The sequence below is a fragment of the Streptomyces sp. NPDC049627 genome, from assembly GCF_044465645.1.
In the GTDB taxonomy this organism is placed as follows: domain Bacteria; phylum Actinomycetota; class Actinomycetes; order Streptomycetales; family Streptomycetaceae; genus Streptomyces.
Map to the genome: position 1 here is coordinate 388,835 of NZ_JBITLW010000007.1, position 21,375 is coordinate 410,209.

Genomic DNA, 21,375 nt, shown 5'->3' on the forward strand with positions numbered 1-21,375 from the left:
GGCCGTTCAGAACCTCCCCTGGTTGAGGGCGGTCTGCAGCGCCCTGGTCGTGGCCTGGCCCCAGTCACCGTCGGTGACGAGACCCGCACCAGTCATGCTGTTGAGGCGCTGCTGCAGAGCCTTCACCGTGGCTGAAGCGATGTCACCGTCCACGATCAGGCCCGCGTCGGCCCGGGCGGTCAAGGTGCTGTTGCAGTGCTCACCAGGAGGCCACGGCGATCCGCGAGAGGGAAGAACCGGACCCCGTGGTGGTGGCTGCCCACCTGCCGCGCCTGCTCCGCCGCCGTGTTGCCGCCGTCCGCCCGCCATCCCGGACCCGTTCCGCGCAGGGGCATGCCCCAGGGCGCGACGACGTCCACGGTGAAACCGTCGGGAACGGTGACGGTGTCCGCCTCGCTGGCCGTCACCGGGACGAATTCCCCGAATGCGGGCCCGGCGATTCTGTGGTGCGCGGCGTTCGCCGCCTCGTCACCCATCAGAACTTCCCCTGGTTGAGAGCGTTTTGCAGAGCCTTGGTGGTGCCCGTGCCCCAGTCGCCGTCGACGGTGAGCCCGGCGCCCGTCATGCGGTTCAGGTGGCGCTGCATGGCCTTCACCGTGGCCGTCCCGATGTTCCCGTCCACCACGAGACCGGCGTCGGCCCAGGTGTTCAGATGCGTCTGCAGGGCACGCCTGGACTCGGTGCCCCAGACCCCGTCCGCCGAGACGCCGATGGCCTCCTGGGTCGCCGCGACGGTCCGCGGGCCGAACTCGCCGTCCACCGTCAGCCGGGCCCCGTCCGAGTAGCGGGCGTAGGCCGCCTCGGTGTCCGGGCCCCAGATGCCGTCGGCCGCGACGCCCACCTTCGCCTGAAGCCACTTGACGCCGGCCTCGGTCTTCGGGCCGAAGATGCCGTCCACCGCCAACGCCGGCGTGTGGCCAAGACCGTTGACTGCGCTCTGCTGATAGGTCACGGGCCGGATGGTGGTGAGCCCGCCGTTGGAGTACGAACCGTCACCGGTGTAGTCCGCGTAGGCGCGTTCCGTGTCGGGACCCCAGAGGCCGTCGGCCGCCGTACTGACCTTCGCCTGGAGCCACTTGACGCCGGCCTCGGTCCTGGGCCCGAAGACCCCGTCCACCGTGAGCTCTGGGGAGTAGCCGAGTGCGTTCACCGCCCTCTGCTGCGCTGCGACGGTCCTGATCGACGTGAGACCGTTCGTACTGTTGCCGACACCGATGTACGCGCGGTAGGCGGCTTCCGTCAGCGGGCCCCAGATGCCGTCGGCCGCGACGCCCACCTTCGCCTGAAGCCACTTGACGCCGGCCTCGGTCTTCGGGCCGAAGATGCCGTCCACCACCAGCGCCGGTGTGCGGCCCAGACCGTTGACTGCGCTCTGCTGCGAAGCGACGGACCGGGTGAGCCCGGGCGTATCCGCCCCCCAGTCCACATCGGCCAGACCGTCCGTGGGCATGCCGGCCCGCACCCAGGAGCGCAGATCATTCCCCGGGCAGGCCGTCGAGCCGAGAGCGCTGTGGTAGGTCGTGGTGAGCGTCTTGCCGATCTTGCGGTTCGTGGCCTCGTAGAGGCTGCGGATCGACCTCTTGGCCGCCGGGGTTGCATCACCGTCCTCGCCGATGAAGCAGACCGCGATGTGCGTGCGGTTGTAGCCGCGCGTGTGCGCGCCCTCGTTCTGCCAGCCCCGGCCCTCGTAGAGCCGGCCCGCCTGGTCGACCAGGAAGTTGTAGCCGATGTCCCACCAGCCGTTGGTGTCCATGTGGTAGTTCTGGATCGCCTGGACGGTCTGGTTGGGGTTCGCGGCGGAGTAGTGCACGACAAACCCCGTGCGCTCCGAAGCGGGCACCTTGGCCACGTCTCGGGGCGGACGGGCTCCCCACCCCTCGCGGGGAATGACCTTCAGCACGGGGTCGGGCCTCGGAGGGACCGGACGGCCACCGCTGTCCTTCGGTGGATCGGGATCGATGTCCGATCCGTTCTTCGCGTACTGGCCGAGCTTGTCCCCCGGACATTCAGTGTCCCAGCCACCCGCGCTGTGCGGGAGAATGTACGGTCCGGCTCTGCGGTCGGAATTGAGCTCGTACCTCAGGTGGTAGATGAGATTGCGCATCGAGGTGAGCATCTTGGATGTGGGCGCGTCGTCCTTGCCCAGCATTCCCTGGATGGAGTAGAAACCCGTGTTCCGCCCGACGAATCGGTACCCCACCGTGCTGTTGCCGACCTTGATCGATGCCCCGCCATTTGCCTCGCCCCGTTCATAGCCACGTCCCTCATAGACGACGCCGTGCGGACAGACGAGGAAGTTGTACTCGATATCGCCCACGTCCTGGAAAAGAGTGTGCTCCTTCCAGATTTCAGCGATCTTCGTCTGGCAGTCCTCCTCGTTGTCGGGAGAAAACGAGAAAAAACTGCCGATGTAATGAATGAACACACCCCCTTCCCAAGGCCTCCAGGGCCCCGAGGACGGTCTGGGCGACTGCCCGTAGTAATCGATGAACCACTGATTCGTTTTACCGGTACGCAGCAGGATGTCGTTCTCTATCCATATGCGCTGGGCCCATGTCGCTCTCTGTGCGATGAGCACGCTCGTTTGTTCCTTTCTCTGAGATCCGGAGCCTACGTGTGCAGTGAACTGCAGTGCCGGCTACCGGACTTCGTGGCGTAGTGCGACAGGTACTCCGCGGTGATCGGCCCGTAGACGCCGTCCCCCTCGATGTTCACCGGATACATTTCGTCGGTCATGTTCTGGGCGTACCGGAGGTGCTTCTCGGTGTCGGGGCCGAACTGACCGTCGACGTCCATCGGCTGGCCGTAGCAGTCCCTGAGAGTCCGCTGGAGCACCTTGACGTGCTCCCCGGCGGCACCCCTGGACATGGTGCAGTTCCACTTGCCGTTGTGGGTGGGGACGTAGCCCTTGGCTCCACTGGGGAACGTGACGTAGGTCCTGCCGTTGCACCACCCGGCCGAGGACGCGGCGGTGGCGGCCGGCGCGCCGGCCAGGCCGGAGCCGAGTGCCGACAGCGCGACGGCGGCGACGGCCAGGACGGCCCTGCTGCGAGGCATGCGGTTCTTCTTCATGAACTCCCCCGGGATTGTGGGTTCCTGTGACAGCAGCAGACTCGCAGTCCGCCATCAGCCCAACCAGGCACTTGAGCCTCATCGCAAAAGCCCAGTTCATCGCCTGTGCGCGAGAGCACGACCACCGGACGCGGATCGGCCGCCGGCAGCAGCTGACGGCCGATCATGAGACATCGATGCTGGCGGCGCACGCCTGGGTGGAGCCGGCCACTCTTGGGCATGACCGGCCCGGGTGTCAGGCGTCGAGGGTGTACCAACCGGTTATCGGGTCGGTCAGCGCCTTGTCGTCGTAGACGCGGAGCTCGACATTGGTGCCCTCGTCGATGTCGTCGTCACTGGCGAGCTGGACCGAGTTGGAGTCGATCGCCTTCGAGGTGTCCGCTGCCCAGTACTTCGCGTCGACGGCGTTGGTGAGCGGGCCTTCGTCCCACTTCAGACGGACGTAGACCGTGTCGCCGTCGGTGACGCCGTCGTAGACCCACAGCACTTCGTCGTACGGGTGGAACTCGACTTGGGCGACGGTCTTGCCGCCCTTGTATATGTGCATCTTGAGGGCCTTGCCGCCGAAGTCCCGCTTGAAGAAGGTGCCGTCGATGTCGTGCTCCCAGTCCTCGTAGGCGCACGTGTTCAGGCACTGGCCGGTGTCCTGCGTCCAAACCTTTGTGTCGAGGTCGCTGTTGTTGTAGGCGGTGGCCGGGGAAGCGGCGAGCCCCGTACACGCGGCGGCGATGCCGAGTGAGAGAACCGCAGACTTGATGCGCATGAGCACCTTTCTTGTCCAATCTGTCGTTGCACTTCTGAATTTCCGAGAACATCGCCCTTCGAAAAGGGGCGGGCTCAGTCCAGCGACCGCAGCTCCGTGGAGTGCACGGTGCAGTCGGCGCAACCCTTGTGCTCTGGCCTTTTCCCTCTCCGCCGGGGTCTTTCTGGTCTGCGCGTACGTCGTGCCGACCGCTCCGAAGTACCGTTGCACCCAGAACGGTTGTAGTGCGCCTGAACGTAAACGGTCGATCTTCCTACGTGAGTCTGGGTTTCGGGTATTTCAGGACCTGCCCGCAGAATGCGATGCCGGACATCCTCACAGCGCGGGCGTCGACCTGGACAGGCGCTTTCGGCACAGCTCAAAAGCCCAGGTCGGGGGCGCTCCGCGGGGAGCGGCCGACGTTCCACGGCGTGCGCAAGCTGCTGGTCCGGCACGGCTTCTCCTGCCAGGTACCGGCCAGATGGGCCGTCGAACGCGACGGGGACCAGGTCACCGGCTGGGTGAAGGAGACCTGGCCGCAGGGGGAAACGTCGCGGCGGCGCTCGGGGCATGGATCGTCTTCGAGGACGAGTCCGGCTTCTCGATGGCGCCGACTGTTGCCCGCACCTGGGCCCGGCGCGGACAGACGCCCGTGATCCGGGGCCGCTCCCGCTGCCGGATCTCGATCGTTGCCCTGGACCCAGCTCGGCGGGCCCAACGTGCTCGTCTGGGACTCAACCTCAACGCCCATCTCGCCTACGGGATGCGGCAGCTCATCTCCCGGCTGGACTGGCTGACCGTCCACCAGCTGCCTTCCCACGCACCCGACCTCAACCCAGTGGACCAGACTCCGACGACTTCACGAGTTCAGGTTGGGCAACACGACGCCGATGCAGGCGGAACTAGACATGCGCCTGACGTCCGTTGAGCCCTCGCTTATCGCGTCCTGGTTCGCTGAGACCTACGATCACTCAGCTGACAGCGCCGGACCACCGCTGATGCGCTGCAGAGCAAAGGCTCAGTTCACGGGGGAGAACGAGATGGTCCGCATTCATTTCAGGTGACGCGGACCTGGCCAGAACGCCGGTACGCCTTGGGCGGGGGCGGAGGGGCCTGCGCACGGTCGCGGCGCGGCGTCTGCCACAGGCCTGTCAACGCCAGGGGCACCAGAACGAGGAGCACCACCCACGGGTGGACCCGAAGGAAGTCGAGCAGCCCCGGCCAACGGCTCTGACCGGACGCCGCGTAGAAGGCGAGACTGCCGACGAACAGCGCGCCACCTGGGCTTTTGAGCTGTGCCGAAAGTGCCTGTCCGTGCCGACGCCCACATGTGAGGGTGTCTGGCAACGCAATCAGCGGACAGGTCCTGAAAGACCCGAAATGTGCACACGCATAGGAGGATCGATCCCCATGCTCAGGCGTACCGCAACAGTTCTCGGTGCCGCGGCCGCGGCTCTCCTGCTCACCACAACCACCGCCACCGCCGCCGACAGCATCATCTCCGTGGGAGAAGACAACATCAAGTGGAGGAGAAGCTGCGACACCGCGTACTTCGGAGCGGTCGGCACGACATACGCGATCACCAGAAAGTACTCCGACTACGGGTCGTGCAAGGGCGATGCCTGGGTCCGCGCTTACACATACAGCGGGTGGACGTCGTGGGTGCACAGCTCGACCGAGGCGGAGATTTCGAGTTCGGGTGGCCATATCACCAGGGCGCAGCACAAGGGCTGCAGCGACTGCACCGTGTACTCCACGGAACTGCGATGGCTGGACTGAGCAAGGTCTTCTGGGTTCCTCCACCGCACGGTCGTACCCATTGGCGGTATTGCCCGGAGAGAGAGGGCGACGCTCACAGCCAGCGGGTCTCTCCGGCACCGCCGCGCAGGGTCTCACCGTGCTGGAGGTACGAGAGTCCGGCGGCGTATGGAAGGCCGTGGATTCGGCGTACAACCGGAGGATCACGGGCGACTCACCGGTCCGGTTCTCCGGTCCCGTGGCGGTCGACGGCAGGTCACGAGGCGTGCTGGCCTGCGGCGGCCACGGCATCACCCCCTGGGGCACCTACCTGGCGGCGGAGGAGAACTTCAACGCCGCCTTCGGCACCGACGAGCCCGACCCCGCGATTCGATCTCGCCGCTCGCGAGGCGAGAGCGGACGAGTTCGGCTGGGTCGTGGGGCTGGACCCCGGTGATCCGGCCGCCGTCCCGGTCAAGCGGACCGCGCTCGACTGGGCCGACGAATGCTGATCCCGGTGTCTTGCGAGGCTCAGTTCGATGTCTTCACCACCGTCCCGTCGAGCCGCAACGATGTGTCGCTGTTCTCAAAGCGAAGGGGCAACGGCTCAATCAGGCCCAGAGGTCACGCAGGCGGCATACGCGGAGAACTCCGGTGCGTACAGCACTCCTCGAACACCGACGTCGTCGTCCTCTGGCAGAGCATCCTCGCGGCGGAGGACTTCCTGGAGATCGGCGACATCGACGGACAGTTCGGTCCGGCGACGCGGACCGCCACCATCGCATGGCGGAAGCGCTACGACCTCACCGCCGACGGCATGGTCGGAAACGCGACCTGGAGCAGGGCCGACGACCGGCTTGCGTGGTTGTCCAGCTCCCAGGTCGTCTACAGCGCCGGCCATCAGTCGGGCGCGGTGTCGTTCTTCCGCGGCGACTCCTCCAAGCGCACCGACAGTGGGGCCTACAAGCTCGCCGCGGTCCATCAGTACGACAGGGTCAAGAACAGGGGCGGCACCCGCGTCCACTTCAACAGTTCGAACGCCGGGGAGCCTCCATAGCCGCCTGATCGCTTCCTGCGAGGCCGGACTCTCCACTCATTCCAAGGACATCCCATGACACTTACTGCCGTACGCAAGCGGGCCATCGCCCTCGGTATCTCCTCGCTCGTCGTACTGAGCGGAGCCGTCATCAGCAACGTCGGCACCGCCCATGCGGCAACGTACGCATGCCACGTCGGGATCGACGACCGCGGCTACGTCTTCGCCGGCTACTACATCGGCACCACCGTCCAGCCCTCCTCGACCTCGGTCACGGCGGCCGGCAAGGAGGCCCAGTGCCTGCTCCAGCACTACGGCCTCAACCCGGGCACAGTCGACGGCATCTTCGGCTCCAAGTCCCAGGCCGCAGCGAAGAGAGCTCAGCAGATCGTCAACGACAAATGTGACGCGGGCCTCGTCGAGGACGGCAAGGTCGGCCCGAAGACGTGGCCGTACCTGCGGTACGAGTACTGCCTTACGCACTGAGGCAATGCGCCGGGGGTCAGCAGCAGGCTGATCGCGTAGGCCATGCCCGTTCATCCCTCGTTTATCGCTTCTTGATTTGCTGAGATCTGAGATCACTCAGCTGGCAGCGCCGGACCACCGCTGATGCGCTGCAGAGCAAAGGCTCAGTTCAAGGGGGAGAACGAGATGCTCCGCATTCACTTCAGTGACGCGGACCTGGCCAGAACCAGGCTCGCCGCGGCTCCCGATCCGCTCTGGGAGATCGCGGCGAGTCTGCACCGACTTCAGTCCCGGAAAGGCCGGTGGGCCTACGCCGGGTGGTATCACATGGCACGGCAGCAGCTGCGGGAGAAAGGGCTGGAGCGTCTCGTACGCAAGGTTCTCCTCCCCTTGTATCCAAGGGCCGCCTATTTTCCGGACTTTCTGACTCCTGCCCATGGGTCGGGACGCTGGGACGTGGCGGTGGAATCCATGCTGGCCACGCCTCCACAACGGGTCCTGAAGGAGATGGGCATCCTTGAACGGACCGCCGGAGCTCCTTCGTGGGCCGGGCAGCTGGCCCGGCTGGAAGCCCGCAAGGAGTTCGTGGGCATGCTGCACACGTACTACGACGCCGTTGTCGTCCCCTACAAAGAGCAGATGCAGGCGTGTATCGAGTCTGAGCGGGCGACTCGCTGCCGTGGGCTCCTCGACGGTGGCGTGGAGGGCATGCTCGCGGGGCTGGGGCCGCTGCTGCGCTGGCGCTCCCCCGTGCTGGAGGTCACGTACCCCAAACAGGCCGCCGACCGGGACCTGTATCTCAACGGCCGCGGGCTCACGCTCGTCCCGTCGTACTTCAACTGGGGCGAGCCGGTCGCCTTCGCCGACTCGGAGCTGCCGCCCGTGCTCTGGTACTCGTTGCTCCACGAGCCGGACGCCCCGGGCGGCGCTGTGAGCGCCGATGCCCCCGGACAGTCCTTGATCGCCTTGCTGGGGCGCGCCCGAGCGGTGGCCCTGTACACCGCGTCCACCGGCGCCACGACCGGTGAACTCGCCCGCGCCGCAGGAGTTTCGGCGTCCTCCGCCAGCAGACATGCCAGCGCGCTGCGTGACGCCGGCCTGCTCACCACCAGCCGGAACGGCGCGAGCGTTCTCCACACGTTGACCCCGGTGGGAGCCTCTGTGCTGAGGGCTGCCACGAAAGGGTGAAGGCTCTTTTGACCTGGGCTTGTGCAGCCGGCCGCAGTGGTCCGGGCCAGGAGCCGAAAGCCGGACGCCAGGACCCGGACGGACTTCGGCCTGGGCTCTTCGGATGAGGCGTCTGGCCATGGGGTCACCGAGCCGGATCCTGACCATCTACTCCGCACACCGACAAGCGTGGGCGCGGCCTCCGACCCTCCCCCGAGGGAGCCGGAGGCCACGCTCACGCACCCGGCACGATCAGCAGGTGCGCAGCCCCGGGATCGCCCCGTAGTTCACGCCGCCGGACACCTTGTTGGCGGGGAACCAGCCCCAGCCGCCGTTGCTGACGTTCGTGTCGGCCTGGGTCCACAGCCACCAGTCGTTGCGGGCGTCGCCGACCGGCGGGTTCTCCTGGCCCGGGAACTTCTTCTGGCAGACGAACCAGTTGTCGCCCGCGTTCAGCCAGCCCGCGACGTTGCCGTTGAACATCACGTTGCCGCCCTGGTAGTTGTGGCAGTAGCGGGAGTTGTTGGGCCCGCTGCCCCAGCAGCCGTCCGGTGCCGCGGAGGCCGCCGTCGGCGTCAGGGCGATCGCCCCCGTGGCGAGTACGGCCGCCGCGCCCAGCGAGGCGAGCATGCGCTTCATGGTCGGTGTCCTTCCGGTCGTGCCACCCCCGTTGGTGGACACGACCACGGTGGCGCCGAAGCCCTACGCGCGGTACCTCGGACCTCTCAGGGTCACTTCTTGCCGGGCGGCGTGTACTCCTTGAGGTAGTGGGCGACGCGGGCGGCGTAGTCGCGGTACTTCGGGGGAACCCCGCCCGCGTTGTTCACCACCTTGGTCGACGTCCGGTACGCGGCCGCCAGCAGCACCCGGCGGTCGCCGGACAAGCCCTTGTGATGGAGGAGCGGTTCCATGTAGCAGAGGTAGCGGCCCACGGCCGGGATGGACTCGGCCGGCGTGAGGGGAGGCCTGGGGGTCTCCTCCGCCGGGACGCCGTCCGCGCGGATCCACCAGCGCAGCAGGCTCGGCGTCCAGCGCGCGATGCCGTACTCGCCCTCGGCACCCACGGACGGGTCGGACAGGTCCGGGTCGAAGTTGCTCTCCGCCTTCAGCAGCGCGGCGATCAGCGCCGGGGTGACCTCCGGCCGCACGCAGTCGTGGGCGGCGTCGACGATCAGCCGGCGGTAGGCCACCGGGATGCCCTTGTCGGTACGGAGTTCGGAGGCGCCGTAGCCGGCGGCCGTGACCTTCGCCGTCCTGCCGCCCGGGGACCCGCCCCCGTTCCCGTCCGTGCCGGCATCGGCCCAGTTGCTGACGCCGTAGCCGAGCGCGGCCACCGCCACCACGGCGGTCGCGGCGGCCAGCGTCGTCGTACGGCGGGAGCGGCGGGGGAGGAGGGCCCGCGGCAGCCGAGGCGAGCGGACGGTGCCGGCCGCGGTCTCCACCCGGCGCAGCAGCTCCTGGGTGCCGATCCGGTCGGCGTGCGTACGGGTCAGGCAGTCCCGCACGATGCCCCGCCAGGTGTCCGGGAGTTCGGGTGACAGCCGCAGTTCGTCGGTGCCGCGGGCGTAGGCGGCGGCCGCGTCGCGGCGGGCGGTCGGGGTGGCGCCGGGCAGCGGGAAGGAGTCGGTCAGGAGCAGATGTGCCAGGACGCCGAAGGCCCAGACGTCGGCCGAGGGGCGGATACGGCGGCCCCGCTCGCCGATCTCCGACCAGAGCAGCTCCGGCGGCGTGTAGTCGGGCGTGGAGAAGGCGGGCGTGTACGCGTGCGTGCCCTCCAGTTCCGCCGCCATGTTGAAGTCGGCGAGCCGGGCCGAACCGTCCCGCATCAACAGCACGTTGGCCGGTTTCAGATCCCCGTGCACCCAGCCGGCACGGTGCAGCTGCGCCAGCCCTTCGCAGATCTGCGCGAGCAGGGCGGGACCGGCGGCGGGCCGGGGCTCGGCGGCGAGCAGGGCGGACAGGGAGCCCTCCGCCTTCTCCAGGACGAGGACGGTGGCGCCGTCGAGGGCGGGGCGGGCCGGGTCGTCGACGGTGAGGGTGTCGTACATCCGGATCAGCCGCGGCTGCTTCAGCCGACGGTGCAACTCGACCTCGCGGTCGATGAGTTCGCGCAGGTGGGTGAGCTGGCGGGGGGTGCCGGTGCCGGTGGGCAGGAACTTCAGGGCCGCCGTACGGGGCAGGTCCTGCGCGCCGTCCGTCCGCCTCCCCTCGTACACGCTCCCGAACGCCCCCGTGGCGATCGGCTCGCGCACCTCCCACGGGCCCACCCGGTACCCCTTCGGCACCGGCACGGCGTAGGGCTCGGTCACCGGGCCCCCCGGCCCGACGCCGGGGCGGACGGGGACGGCCCGCTCAGCACGACGAGATCGTCCTCCCGTACGAGGTCGAAGCGCAGTGCCAGCGAGACCAGGGACTCCTTCTTGCCGTTGAGCCGGGGCCCCGTGTCGGCCGTCTCCGGGCCGGGTTTCAGGCGCAGCTTCACGGCGAGGTAGTCGATGTTCCACTGGACGGACGTGCGCGAGGCGGCGGGCCAGGCGGGGCGCAGACGGTCCACGACCTGGTCGACCGTGGGCAGCGGGGCGTGCGGCTCGCCGCGCAGCCGGGGCTCGCACAGGGCGGCCAGGACCGCGAAGTAGCGCTTCGTACGGTCCACGGAGAAGGCGGGCGCGGTGGTGGCCCCGTCCAGACCGCCCTCGGCGGTGAGGTAGTCGTGGCGCGGCGCCCACACCTCGATCGGCAGTAGATCACCGGCCGCCGGCAGCACGATCCGCGAGAACTCGAAGGGGATCGGCGCGTCCATCCGCCCAGGCCCGACCTTGATGTGCTCGCCCGCGCCCTCCGGGTTCTCCACGACGTACGTCTGCTCCCGGCTGAGGTTGCTCAGTATCCAGAAGGCGCCCTGCGCGGTGATCTCACCCGCTCTGCGGGAGACCCCCTCGTGCGCGATCGCGAGGTCGTTGTCGGAAACGGAACGCCCGAACCCGATCCGCTCGCCGGGCGCCAGCCGGATCTGGGCGGGCCGGTTCTCGTCCTCCGTGGTCGGCGGAGGTACCACGATGATGCTGTACAAGGTGCGTCTCCCCGTGCCTGACGGCTACCCACGTCAGAGTAGGGGGACGCAGCGGGGCCGTGTCCCCCTCGTACGGGTGGAACACGGCCCTCGGCTGTGATTGGCGTGAAGTGAGCCCCGTCCGCGGGCTCTACCTCAGTAACGCGGACGGTTGAACCAGGTGGACGCCTGGCTGTTGACCATCGAGGCGAGGATGATGCCGGCCATGGCGAGGGAGATCAGCCCGCCGAAGGTGGCGGAACCGTTCGCACCGTTCACGATGTTGACGATGCCGCCCAGGATCATCAGCGACGCGTACACGATCGTGGTGATACGGATGCCGCTGCCGCCGTTCTTGAACTTCACGCCCAGGAAGATGGAGAGCGCTCCCAGCGCCAGCAGCAGACCGGCGACCAGGAAGCCCAGGCCGGCGAGGGTGTCGGTGTCGTCGCCGGTGCCGACGCCGTTGGACACGTCCTGGACGGCGGCGACGGCGAATCCGGTGATGATGCCGAACAGGATCTGCAGGCCGGCGAGGATGAAGAGCAGGACACGAGCCGTCTTCATCAGGCCGGGCATCTGCACCGGCATCATGTTGGCGCCCGCGTAGCCGGGGTAGGCCGGCTGGCCCTGCGGGTAGCCGTAGGCGGGCGGCTGCTGGGGAGCGGCGCCCTGCGGGTAGCCGTAGCCGGGCTGGGCCGGCGGCTGCTGGGGCGGGTAGCCGGGCTGGCCCTGGGGCGGCGGGCCGTAAGGGTTGTTCGGGTCGCCGAAACTCATGGCGGTCTTTCCTCCGTTGTCCGAGTGCGGGGACGCGCGGCACGGTTCGGAGGAAGGGCTTCGATGCGGTTTGTCCCCCCGGTACTGCCCGCGGCACTGCCGTCACATCGTTCTTTAGTCTCCTCTTACTTGTCCAGCCGCATTCCCTATGTGTTGTGCAAGTGCAACATCACTGATCATGAGGGGATACGGGGGGAGATACGGCGGCCGAGGCCACAGGGGCCGCGGGCGGGGCCGCAGCCGGACCCGGATTGGAACCCGGAGGGCGTCATCCGGGAGGATGGGAGCCATGACCGCCCAGATTCTCGATGGCAAGGCCACCGCAGCCGCGATCAAGTCCGATCTGACCGCCCGCGTGGCGGCGCTGAAGGAGAAGGGCGTCACGCCCGGCCTCGGCACGATCCTCGTCGGGGACGACCCCGGCAGCCAGAAGTACGTCGCCGGCAAGCACCGCGACTGCGCCCAGGTCGGCATCGCCTCCATCCAGCGCGAACTGCCAGCCACGGCGACCCAGGAGGAGATCGAGGCGGTCGTCCGCGAACTCAACGAGGACCCGGCCTGCACCGGCTACATCGTCCAGCTCCCGCTGCCCAAGGGCATCGACGAGAACCGGATCCTGGAGCTCATGGACCCGGACAAGGACGCCGACGGGCTGCACCCCATGAACCTGGGCCGGCTCGTCCTGAACGAGCCCGCCCCGCTGCCCTGCACCCCGAACGGCGTCCTCACCCTCCTGCGCCGGTACGGCGTCGAGATCAAGGGTGCCGAGGTCGTGGTCGTCGGCCGCGGTGTCACCATCGGCCGCCCGATGCCGCTGCTGCTGACCCGGCGCAGCGAGAACGCGACCGTGACCCAGTGCCACACCGGCACGCGCGACCTGTCGGCGCACCTGCGGCAGGCGGACATCATCATCGCGGCCGCGGGCTCCGCCCATCTGATCCGCCCCGAGGACGTGAAGCCGGGCGCGGCCGTCCTCGACGTCGGCGTCTCGCGCAACGCCGAGGGCAAGATCGTCGGCGACGTCCACCCCGGCGTCGCCGAGGTGGCCGGCTGGATCTCCCCCAACCCCGGTGGCGTGGGCCCGATGACCCGGGCACAGCTGCTGGTCAACGTGGTCGAGGCGGCGGAGCGCAGTGTCGGCTGAGAAGGCCGCCGGCAGGGCGGAGAACACTGCCGAGGCGGAGGAGATCGAGGTCCGCGACCCGGTGAGCGCGCCGGACGCGGAGGGCAGGCCCCGGCGGACCACCCGCCGCTTCCCGCTGTTCACGCGGGACACCGCCCGCCCCGAGGGCGGCGGCCGCGCCGCAGCCGGTGACGCGCCCGCGCCCGCCCGGCAGTGGCCCGTCCTCCTCGTCCTCGGCCTGGTCGGCATCGGTCTGCTGATCACCGCGCTCGACGTCTTCCGGGCCGGCACGCTGGTGATCGGCGGCGCCCTGCTGGCCGGCGCGGCGCTGCGATGGCTCCTGCCCGGCGTCGGCATGCTCGCCGTACGGTCCCGCTTCACGGACATAGTGACGTACGGCCTGCTGGGCCTCGTGATCGTGCTGCTGGCGCTGATGGCGCAGCCGGATCCGCTGCTGAAGGTCCCGTTCCTGAAGGACGCGCTGCACTTCACCGTGGACAGCTGACGCCCGGCTCGCGGCGGCGGCCCGCCCCCTCCCCCGAGGAAGGACGGACCGCCGTCCGCGTCAACCCTCGGGCACGGGGCAGAGCTGTTCAACGCCTGTCAGCGCGCTGTGGCACGGAGGTGACCGTTCCGCTACGTCGGCCGGCCGGCCGGGCCGGGCCGTGGCGTCCCCGGGAACCGATGAGCGGTTTCGTGTCGTCACCTGATCGTGATCTGGTTCGGAGGTGAGCGATGGGTGCCTGGCAGCCGCTGCCCGACGATCTGCCGTCGGAGGTACGGCACTTCGTGGAGCAGATGCGGCAGCTCAAGGACCGCACGGGCCTGAGTCTGGTTTCGCTGGGCGCGCGCACGGCGTACAGCAAGTCCTCCTGGCAGCGTTACCTCAACGCCACCCAGCCCCCGCCCCGGCAGGCGGTCGTCGCGCTGTGCCGGGTCGCCGGGGTCGGGACGGAGGAGGCGGAGCGCTTCGGGGTGCGGTGGGAACTGGCGGTGCAGGCGTGGCCGAAGCCGGCGACGGCGTCGTCACAGACGGCGGTGAAGCCGGAGGGATCCGTCGAAGACACTGAAGTACGCGCGGCCTATGAGACCCACGGGACCTACGAGGTCCATGAGGAGTACGAGGACGACCCCACCCTTCCCTGGTGGGACGCGCCGCCGAAGGAGCCGGAGGCGCCGTCGCGCCGTTTGCTGGTGGTCGCGGTCGCGCTGGTCGTGGTTGTGGTGCTGACGGGAGTCATCGGGACTCTCGCGCTGGGCTGAGTCATACGGGACCGCCGTGCCGGACTTGCCCGCATCCGTCATCTGTGGCGCAGGTGACCGTTTATGTGCTTTCTGTGTGTCGATGTGTTGACAAGTTCGCGGATTTGCAACGAAGTCGTCCAACAAGCGGGCTAGCGTGGTCGATCGGGACGGCTCGGGGCGTCCCGTCTGTGCTGTAAGGGCTTACTGCCAGGGTTGCGTCGGCCGGTGAGGGGAGCCGGTGGAACACTGGACGCCAATCGGTGGGCGTGCGACGGTGCATGCCCACGGTCCCAACGCTCCCGTGCGCCCCCACCCCGGGAACTGAGATCCTTACTGGGCGCATCCCTGTGGGTAGCCAGAACGGGGACTCGGCAGAGGGCACCACGCGCGGGGGAACGCGAGAAACACCAGCACGAACCGGGGGGAAGAGGGGGGAAGCAATGCCTCGTTGGAGGGCCTTGCCGGATGAACTCGATCCGCAGGTCAGGGAGTTCGCGAGCCAGCTGCGGCGGCTCGTGGACCGCAGCGGTCTGAGCATCGCGGCGCTGGCCGACCGTACGGGATACAGCAAGACGTCCTGGGAGCGGTATCTGAACGGACGGCTGCTCGCGCCCAAGGGCGCGATCGTGGCGCTCGCGGAGGTCACGGGGACCAATCCGATCCACCTGACGACGATGTGGGAGCTCGCCGAACGGGCGTGGAGTCGTTCGGAGATGCGCCACGACATGACCATGGAGGCCATCCGGATCTCCCAGGCGCGGGCCGCGCTGAGCGAGTTCGGGGCGCCGCCGGCGAACGCCAAGGGGAGCGGGAAGGCGGGCAGGACCGCGCGCAGGAGCGGCAGCGCGACGGCGGCGCCCACGTCCGGGGTGGCCGGCCCGGCGGGTGTGGCCCCGACCGTGCCGCCCGCGGTGCCGGTGCAGCCCACGGCGCCGGAGGTGCAGGACGCTGCGGGGGGTGACGTCCGGGAGGGCGGTTCCGCGGACAGTTCCGGGGGCAACTCGTGGGGACTGGCGGGATATCGGGGTCCGTCGCCGTCGGGTGGTCGTACGACGGGGTCGAAGGCGGGGGCGTCGGGAGCGTCCGGAGCGTCCGCGACGTCCGGGGCGTCGGAGGTGTCCGGCACGTCCGTCGCGGCGTCGGGGTGGTCGCCCGGGGCGCCCAATCCGTACGGCGAGCCTCCGCAGGGGCCCCGGCCGGGAGGCGGGTCCTCGGGTGGTGGTGGCGGCAAGCGGCGGCTGACGATGTTCCTCGCGGGCGTCGTCGGTGTGCTGGTCGTGATCGCGGCGGTGTTCTACCTCACCGACGGCGGCAACGGGAAGAAGGGCGGGGACGCCGTCAAGTCGCCCTCGCCCTCCGCGACGACCGACCCCGATCTGCCGGCCGGGGTGAAGTGCAGCGGTGACTCCTGCACCGGCAAGGACGCGGAGAGCATGGGCTGCAGCGGGGACCTGGTGACCACCGCCAAGACCGCGACCGTCGGCACGGCCGTGGTCGAGGTGCGCTACAGCGAGACGTGCGGTGCGGCGTGGGGGCGGATCACGCGGGCCGCGCAGGGGGACGAGGTGGTGGTGACGGTCGGCAAGACGAAGCAGACCGGGTCGATCACCGTTGCCGGGGACACGATCGCGTACACGCCGATGGTGGCCGTGAAGGACGCGGGCGAGGCGACGGCGTGCGTGACGCTGGCGGCGGGCCAGGAGGGGTGCACTCCGTAGGGGGCGCCGGGAGGGGGTTCGCCCACCCGCCGACGCTTCGCCTGCGCCGCGGTGGCTGACGCCGCCTGCGCGACCAACGGCTACCGGTGGCTGGTCGCGCAGTTCCCCGCGCCCCTTTGGGGGCGCGACCCGACCGCCCCTTCAGGAGGGAACGGGTAGGGGCGGCGGGAGCGGAAAAGATTTCGGTCGGCAGGAATGGCCGTCGGGAAAGTGGGCACGCGCACGGTACCCCCACGGGAGTCCGGCAATCGGTACCCCCACCCGGCGGCCGCCCAAGTCCCCCTCTCCCGGACCGGGCGGCCGCCCCCTTTTCCCCGTGATCGTCTTTCTGTGGGACGGGCCACACGGACCCGGCCGTGCGAGATCCCGGATGCGCGATAGCCTGACGGGTGGATCTCTTGACGCCAAGAGATCGATCATCTCTACGTCCCGCACCCCGGGGCAGGGACGCCCCACCGCCAGCTGTCATACGGAGAACGCCATGACCCGCACTCCCGTGAACGTCACCGTCACCGGCGCGGCCGGCCAGATCGGCTACGCCCTGCTCTTCCGCATCGCCTCCGGCCAGCTGCTGGGCGCGGATGTTCCGGTCAAGCTGCGTCTGCTCGAGATCACCCCGGCCCTCAAGGCCGCCGAGGGCACCGCCATGGAGCTCGACGACTGCGCGTTCCCGCTCCTCCAGGGCATCGACATCACCGACGACCCGAACGTCGCCTTCGACGGGACGAATGTCGCGCTGCTCGTCGGCGCCCGCCCCCGCACCAAGGGCATGGAGCGCGGTGACCTCCTGGAGGCCAACGGCGGCATCTTCAAGCCGCAGGGCCAGGCCATCAACGCCCACGCCGCGGACGACATCAAGGTCCTCGTCGTCGGCAACCCGGCCAACACCAACGCCCTCATCGCGCAGGCCGCCGCGCCCGACGTACCGGCCGAGCGGTTCACCGCGATGACCCGCCTCGACCACAACCGCGCGCTCACCCAGCTCGCGAAGAAGACGGGCTCGACCGTCGCCGACATCAAGCGGCTCACCATCTGGGGCAACCACTCCGCCACCCAGTACCCGGACATCTTCCACGCCACCGTCGCCGGCAAGAACGCCGCCGAGGTCGTCAACGACGAGAAGTGGCTCGCCGAGGACTTCATCCCGACCGTCGCCAAGCGCGGCGCGGCGATCATCGAGGCCCGCGGTGCCTCCTCCGCGGCCTCCGCCGCCAACGCCGCCATCGACCACGTCTACAGCTGGGTCAACGGCACCGCCGACGGCGACTGGGTCTCCATGGGTATCCCGTCCGACGGTTCGTACGGCGTGCCGGAGGGCCTCATCTCCTCCTTCCCCGTCACCACCAAGGACGGCAAGTACGAGATCGTCCAGGGCCTGGAGATCAACGAGTTCTCCCGTGCCCGGATCGACGCCTCCGTCAAGGAGCTCGAGGAGGAGCGCGAGGCCGTTCGCTCCCTCGGCCTCATCTGACGGCCGTCGGCCGGCTTTGACAGGGGATCCCCGGGCGGCTGCCGCCCGGGGATCCCGTGCTTCACCCCGTCACGCCCCTCCGCCGTCTTCCCGTACGACCAACTCCGCCAGGTCCAGGAACGCGTTCAGCGTCGGCGTCCGCAACCGCTCCAGCTCCCGGAAGCCCGGCGCGTGCAGGGTCTTGTCGAACGGGACGGCGACCACCTGGTCGGCGCCGATGTCGAAGCGTGCGGCGAGGTCGTCCGGTACGGGGCGGCCGGACGTCCCCTCCACCTGGGTCACCACCACGATCGCCTCGTCCGCCAGCCGCCGACGCCCGCTGCCGCGCAGCCGGTCGAGCACCCGCCATGCGGCGTCGATGAACCAGCCGGCGCTGCCGCAGCACAGGATCAACCGGTCGGTGAGGTCCAGGACCGTGTCGGCCGACCGGTCGAGCCGCAGGGGAGCCCAGTCGGTGAGGACGAAGGAGTAGTAGGGAGCGGTTCGCGCCAGCGCGTGTGCGTACGCCTGGGCGTGGGCGAGGTTCGGGGGCACATGGCCGGGCGGGTACGCGGCGACTTCCAGGCCGGACGACAAGGCCGTGGTGCGGGCGCGGACCTCCTCGTACGACGCCTCGGCCGGCAGGTCGGCCAGATCGCGCACGGTGGCCGGGTTCCGGTGGGTGAGGAAGGCGCCGAGCGCGCCCTCGTCGGCAGCCCCGTCGAGGGCGAGGACGGGCTCGCCCCGGACGGCGGCGAGCAACGAGCCGAGCGCCATCGTCGTGGTGGCCCGGCCGCTGTAGTGGTAGGCGCCGACGAGGGTGACACGCCGGGCGTGGCGTAGGGGCCGGCGCAGGCGGGCCAGCCGGGCCTCGCGTTCGCGGCGGGCGGCGGCGAACCGGGGTGGGCGGATCGGCGGTTCGACGGTGCGTGACACGGCGGCCGGCGGCAGGGTGAGCGGCGCTCGCACCGCCTCCTGGATGGTGGAGTGGGGCTGCCGCGCGGGGACGTGTTCGTGGGCGATGTAGTTGGCCAGGACGTCCGCGACCTCGCCGGCGCTGGGGCGCTCGGCCGGATCCGGGTCGAGGCAGCGCAGCACGACCCGCCGCAGCGGCGCCCAGGTGTCCCCCTGCCACAGGTGCATGCCCTCGGGCTGTCCGGGCAGCTCCCATCCCGCCTTGCTGCTGACCAGCTGAAGCAGCTCGCCCAGAGCACGCACGTTGTCCTCAGGGGTCGGTGCGGGGCTCGTCCCCGCATACCGGCCGGCCACCGCGCAGTCGGACAGGTCGGCGAGCAGGACGGTCCGCCGCAGCACGAAGAGGTTCTCGGCGCTGAGGTCCACGGGCACGATCCCGTGGAGGTGACACAGGGCCAGCGCGCTCGCCAGGTGCCAGCCGACGAGGAGCGCGGTGAGTTTGTCGAACGGGGCGGTGCCGGTCCGGTGGGCCTGGTTGAAGATCTCCGCGAGCCGTGGCGGTTTCCCGGAGCCGTCGTGGACCGGGGGCGTCGCCAGCCAGTGCCGGCGGCTGTCGGCGTCGGCCGCCTCGACGAGCAGGGCGGGCGCATAGTGCCCGTCCAGCCGCCGCAGCGCCTCGGCCTCCAGCGCGATCAACTCCGAGGTGTCGAAGAGGAGATCGGAGCGCGCGGTGCGGACCATGGCCCGGATGCCCTGCCGGTCGATGCCCTCGTACTCCACCGTCCGCCGCAGCCGTCGGCGGGCGAGGAGCCGGTACTGGCCCAGCTGCCGGGGGTCGTCGTCGGTCAGCGGCTGCCAGCCGTCCGGTGAGTCGGCACCCTGCCCCGGCCCTCGTTCCAGCCCGTGCACACCCGGGTCGAACGACACCCCGAACCGGGTCAGCAGCCGCCGCTCCACGTTCGTGAACGGGCGGTGCGACCCGGGAAGCTGGGCGGAGCCGTCCGGGTGGGCGAGCCAGGCCGGGAAGTCGGGGGAGTTGCCCGCGAGTTGTTCCAGGCGGCGGCCGATGCTGCGGCTGGTGCGCAGGAGTTCGGACTGCGGGACCGCGTCGAGCAGCACCGACCTCGACGCGTCGGAGAAGTCGAAGACCTGGTGTTTGGCGGGGAGCGGTCCGGGCACCGGCGCTGGATGCGGCCGTATCAGGCCGCCGAGGAAGACCTCCGCGAGGTGGGAGGTTCGGGCCCGCCACGGCACCGCTGTCTGGACGAGCCGCATGACCGGCACCGTGAGGGGCGATACGGCCGCCAGGTGGGCGGCGAGCCGGTACGCCTCCGGGGTGGCCGCGTCCCGGAAGTGCTGGGCGTCGCCCGGGTCGGGCGGTGCGGTGACCTGGTCGCCGTACCGGCGCGGTCGGGCCAGCAGCGGCAGCTGGACCGTGGCGCCGGGTGAGGCGAGCAGGTGGGACCACTTTCGCAGGGAGGCGGCGGTGGGCTCCAGGACCGGCACCGGTACGCCGTCGAAGCGGGCCAGGTCGGCCGGCAGGACCGGGTCGGTGATCTCCCAGGAAGTGTTGGCGCCGCCGATCCGCCGGGTCGTCGCCTGCCAGCGCTCCGCCTGGATGCCGGAGCCGTCCCACAGGTCGGGCGGCAGGGTGTGCAGGAGGGCCGCGGGGCCGCGGGAGGCCCAGACGGACAGCAGGGAGTGCAGGGCGCCGCTGCGCCAGGCGGCGCCCATGCCGTCGCTGACGACGAGCACGAGGGTACGGCCCGAGGGGTCGCTGACCGCACTCAGCGGTACGGGGGTGCTGTCGGGGCGGAACGGCCGGGCGTGCAGGCACGGTTCATCGGGGCTGCGGGCGTCGAGGCCCAGGACGCGGGTGGTGGCGAAGGCGCCGAGGCGTTCGAGGAGCGTGCGCAGCTCGGCGCCGAGGCGGTGCCAGAGCAGCATCGACAGGCCGTCGTCGACGAGCAGCACGAGATGGAGCCAGCGCTCCTGCACGGGGCGTAGCACCACGTCGGGCAGCAGGGTCTCGGCGAGTTCGGCGGCGGTGCGTTCCTCGTCGATCTCCAGCCGGTGCGGGCTGGCCTGACGGCGCCGCAACGGCCGTAGCGCGCGCCCCAGTTCGAGCTCGCCGGTCAGGGCCTTGTCCTCCGGTACCCGCACGGGGAGTGCCTTGCTCGGCCCGGGGTCCTGGCGCAGCCGGATCTCGGGGATCGCCGGCGAGGGCTGCCGGGCGGCCGCGTAGAGGGAGGGGGCGGTGAGGTCGGGCAGGTCCGGGTCGTAGGGGTCGGGCCCCTTGGCGGGCCGGCTCGGCGCGGCCTCGTCCGGCTCGTCGGCGGCCGGCGACTGCGGCGCCTGCGGCTCGACGCCCGCGGGCCGGCCGAGCGGCGCGTCGATCCCTCCGGGCAGCCGCCGGGCCAGCCACAGCACGTCCAGCACCTGATCGGCGTCCAGCTCCTGTCCCGCGGACGCCAGCACCCGCAGGACCTCGCTGAGCCGCGTGACACCCCCACCGGCACTCACGACGCCCCCGCGACCGTACCGGCCGTACCGCTGCCGAGTGCTCCGCCGGTGGTGCCGCGGCAGGAGGCGGGCCGTACGCGGCGCCTTCGTGCCCGGTCGTGCCGCCGGGCTCCCGGCCTTGTGCGCACCCGGGGAGACCGCGATCGCGGCGGAGCCGCGCATGCCACAGCGGCCCCGCACCCCTGCACGGCGCAGTGCCCCCGCCCCGGGGGCGACCCTTCGGGGCCGCGCACGCCCGTACCGGCCGTACCGCTGCCGACTGCTCCGCCGGTGGTGCCGCGGCAGGAGGCGGGCCGTACGCGGCGCCTTCGTGCCCGGTCGTGCCGCCGGGCTCCCGGCCTTGTGCGCACCCGGGG

At 70.3% G+C, this 21,375-nt stretch carries 21 protein-coding genes; 11 read left to right on the top strand and 10 right to left on the bottom strand.

What is annotated here, in order from left to right; genetic code table 11:
* Positions 1-6 precede the first annotated feature (6 nt).
* The 5 genes from ACIBU0_RS21395 to ACIBU0_RS21415 form a co-directional block, all read right to left on the bottom strand.
* Positions 7-183, bottom strand: a complete 177-nt coding sequence (locus tag ACIBU0_RS21395) for a hypothetical protein (protein ID WP_398820529.1) — start codon at positions 181-183, stop codon at positions 7-9.
* Positions 180-476 carry an alkaline phosphatase PhoX gene (locus ACIBU0_RS21400; protein ID WP_398820532.1) on the bottom strand — a complete coding sequence of 99 codons (297 nt, stop codon included), beginning with the start codon at positions 474-476 and terminating at the stop codon, positions 180-182. Before ACIBU0_RS21400 ends, ACIBU0_RS21395 begins: the two co-directional genes overlap by 4 nt.
* Positions 476-2,425 (bottom strand): peptidoglycan-binding protein, encoded by a 1,950-nt coding sequence (locus ACIBU0_RS21405; RefSeq protein WP_398820534.1) that lies wholly within the window; start codon positions 2,423-2,425, stop codon positions 476-478. Before ACIBU0_RS21405 ends, ACIBU0_RS21400 begins: the two co-directional genes overlap by 1 nt.
* 185 nt (positions 2,426-2,610) lie before the next feature.
* On the bottom strand, positions 2,611-3,057 hold the full coding sequence (locus ACIBU0_RS21410; protein WP_398820537.1) for a peptidoglycan-binding protein: 447 nt from the start codon (positions 3,055-3,057) through the stop codon (positions 2,611-2,613).
* 250 nt (positions 3,058-3,307) lie between these two features.
* On the bottom strand, positions 3,308-3,835 hold the full coding sequence (locus ACIBU0_RS21415; RefSeq protein WP_398820540.1) for a hypothetical protein: 528 nt from the start codon (positions 3,833-3,835) through the stop codon (positions 3,308-3,310).
* Between the two features lie 302 nt (positions 3,836-4,137).
* On the opposite strand from ACIBU0_RS21415, the gene ACIBU0_RS21420 reads away from it, so the two are divergent.
* The 6 genes from ACIBU0_RS21420 to ACIBU0_RS21445 all read left to right on the top strand — a co-directional run bounded on the left by ACIBU0_RS21420 (position 4,138) and on the right by ACIBU0_RS21445 (position 8,240).
* Positions 4,138-4,470, top strand: coding sequence for a winged helix-turn-helix domain-containing protein (locus ACIBU0_RS21420; protein ID WP_398820543.1), 333 nt, complete (start codon positions 4,138-4,140; stop codon positions 4,468-4,470).
* A 754-nt stretch (positions 4,471-5,224) separates the two neighbouring features.
* The gene (locus ACIBU0_RS21425; RefSeq protein WP_398820545.1) at positions 5,225-5,593 is read left to right on the top strand and encodes a hypothetical protein; all 369 of its coding nucleotides are present in this window, start codon (positions 5,225-5,227) and stop codon (positions 5,591-5,593) included.
* Positions 5,514-6,008 carry an alkaline phosphatase PhoX gene (locus ACIBU0_RS21430; protein WP_398820548.1) on the top strand — a complete coding sequence of 165 codons (495 nt, stop codon included), beginning with the start codon at positions 5,514-5,516 and terminating at the stop codon, positions 6,006-6,008. The genes ACIBU0_RS21425 and ACIBU0_RS21430 overlap by 80 nt, the downstream gene beginning before the upstream one ends.
* A gap of 60 nt (positions 6,009-6,068) precedes the next feature.
* Positions 6,069-6,608: a peptidoglycan-binding protein gene (locus ACIBU0_RS21435; RefSeq protein WP_398820551.1), complete on the top strand. Its 540-nt coding sequence runs from the start codon at positions 6,069-6,071 to the stop codon at positions 6,606-6,608.
* Positions 6,609-6,662: 54 nt separating this feature from the next.
* Positions 6,663-7,073, top strand: coding sequence for a peptidoglycan-binding protein (locus ACIBU0_RS21440; RefSeq protein ID WP_398820554.1), 411 nt, complete (start codon positions 6,663-6,665; stop codon positions 7,071-7,073).
* 165 nt (positions 7,074-7,238) lie between these two features.
* Positions 7,239-8,240, top strand: coding sequence for an ArsR family transcriptional regulator (locus ACIBU0_RS21445; protein ID WP_398820557.1), 1,002 nt, complete (start codon positions 7,239-7,241; stop codon positions 8,238-8,240).
* A gap of 231 nt (positions 8,241-8,471) precedes the next feature.
* Here the strand turns inward: ACIBU0_RS21445 and ACIBU0_RS21450 are convergent, their stop codons facing one another.
* From ACIBU0_RS21450 to ACIBU0_RS21465, 4 genes are all read right to left on the bottom strand, one after another.
* On the bottom strand, positions 8,472-8,858 hold the full coding sequence (locus ACIBU0_RS21450; RefSeq protein WP_398820560.1) for a hypothetical protein: 387 nt from the start codon (positions 8,856-8,858) through the stop codon (positions 8,472-8,474).
* Between the two features lie 92 nt (positions 8,859-8,950).
* On the bottom strand, positions 8,951-10,528 hold the full coding sequence (locus tag ACIBU0_RS21455; protein WP_398820562.1) for a protein kinase: 1,578 nt from the start codon (positions 10,526-10,528) through the stop codon (positions 8,951-8,953).
* The gene (locus ACIBU0_RS21460; RefSeq protein WP_398820565.1) at positions 10,525-11,289 is read right to left on the bottom strand and encodes an FHA domain-containing protein; all 765 of its coding nucleotides are present in this window, start codon (positions 11,287-11,289) and stop codon (positions 10,525-10,527) included. The genes ACIBU0_RS21455 and ACIBU0_RS21460 overlap by 4 nt, the downstream gene beginning before the upstream one ends.
* A gap of 135 nt (positions 11,290-11,424) precedes the next feature.
* A complete protein-coding gene (locus tag ACIBU0_RS21465) occupies positions 11,425-12,045 on the bottom strand; it encodes a hypothetical protein (protein ID WP_398820568.1) in 621 nt (206 codons plus the stop codon).
* A 289-nt stretch (positions 12,046-12,334) separates the two neighbouring features.
* Between ACIBU0_RS21465 and ACIBU0_RS21470 the strand changes: the two genes are divergently transcribed.
* From ACIBU0_RS21470 to ACIBU0_RS21490, 5 genes are all read left to right on the top strand, one after another.
* Positions 12,335-13,189 carry a bifunctional methylenetetrahydrofolate dehydrogenase/methenyltetrahydrofolate cyclohydrolase gene (locus tag ACIBU0_RS21470; RefSeq protein ID WP_398820570.1) on the top strand — a complete coding sequence of 285 codons (855 nt, stop codon included), beginning with the start codon at positions 12,335-12,337 and terminating at the stop codon, positions 13,187-13,189.
* A complete protein-coding gene (locus tag ACIBU0_RS21475) occupies positions 13,179-13,673 on the top strand; it encodes a DUF3017 domain-containing protein (RefSeq protein ID WP_398820573.1) in 495 nt (164 codons plus the stop codon). The genes ACIBU0_RS21470 and ACIBU0_RS21475 overlap by 11 nt, the downstream gene beginning before the upstream one ends.
* A gap of 230 nt (positions 13,674-13,903) precedes the next feature.
* Positions 13,904-14,431, top strand: coding sequence for a helix-turn-helix domain-containing protein (locus ACIBU0_RS21480; protein WP_398820576.1), 528 nt, complete (start codon positions 13,904-13,906; stop codon positions 14,429-14,431).
* Positions 14,432-14,853: 422 nt separating this feature from the next.
* Positions 14,854-16,131 (top strand): DUF2690 domain-containing protein, encoded by a 1,278-nt coding sequence (locus ACIBU0_RS21485; RefSeq protein ID WP_398820578.1) that lies wholly within the window; start codon positions 14,854-14,856, stop codon positions 16,129-16,131.
* A gap of 481 nt (positions 16,132-16,612) precedes the next feature.
* Positions 16,613-17,602 carry a malate dehydrogenase gene (locus ACIBU0_RS21490; RefSeq protein ID WP_398820581.1) on the top strand — a complete coding sequence of 330 codons (990 nt, stop codon included), beginning with the start codon at positions 16,613-16,615 and terminating at the stop codon, positions 17,600-17,602.
* A 69-nt stretch (positions 17,603-17,671) separates the two neighbouring features.
* Here ACIBU0_RS21490 and ACIBU0_RS21495 read toward each other — a convergent pair whose 3' ends face one another.
* Positions 17,672-21,019, bottom strand: a complete 3,348-nt coding sequence (locus ACIBU0_RS21495) for an SAV_2336 N-terminal domain-related protein (protein ID WP_398820584.1) — start codon at positions 21,017-21,019, stop codon at positions 17,672-17,674.
* Positions 21,020-21,375: the final 356 nt, after the last annotated feature.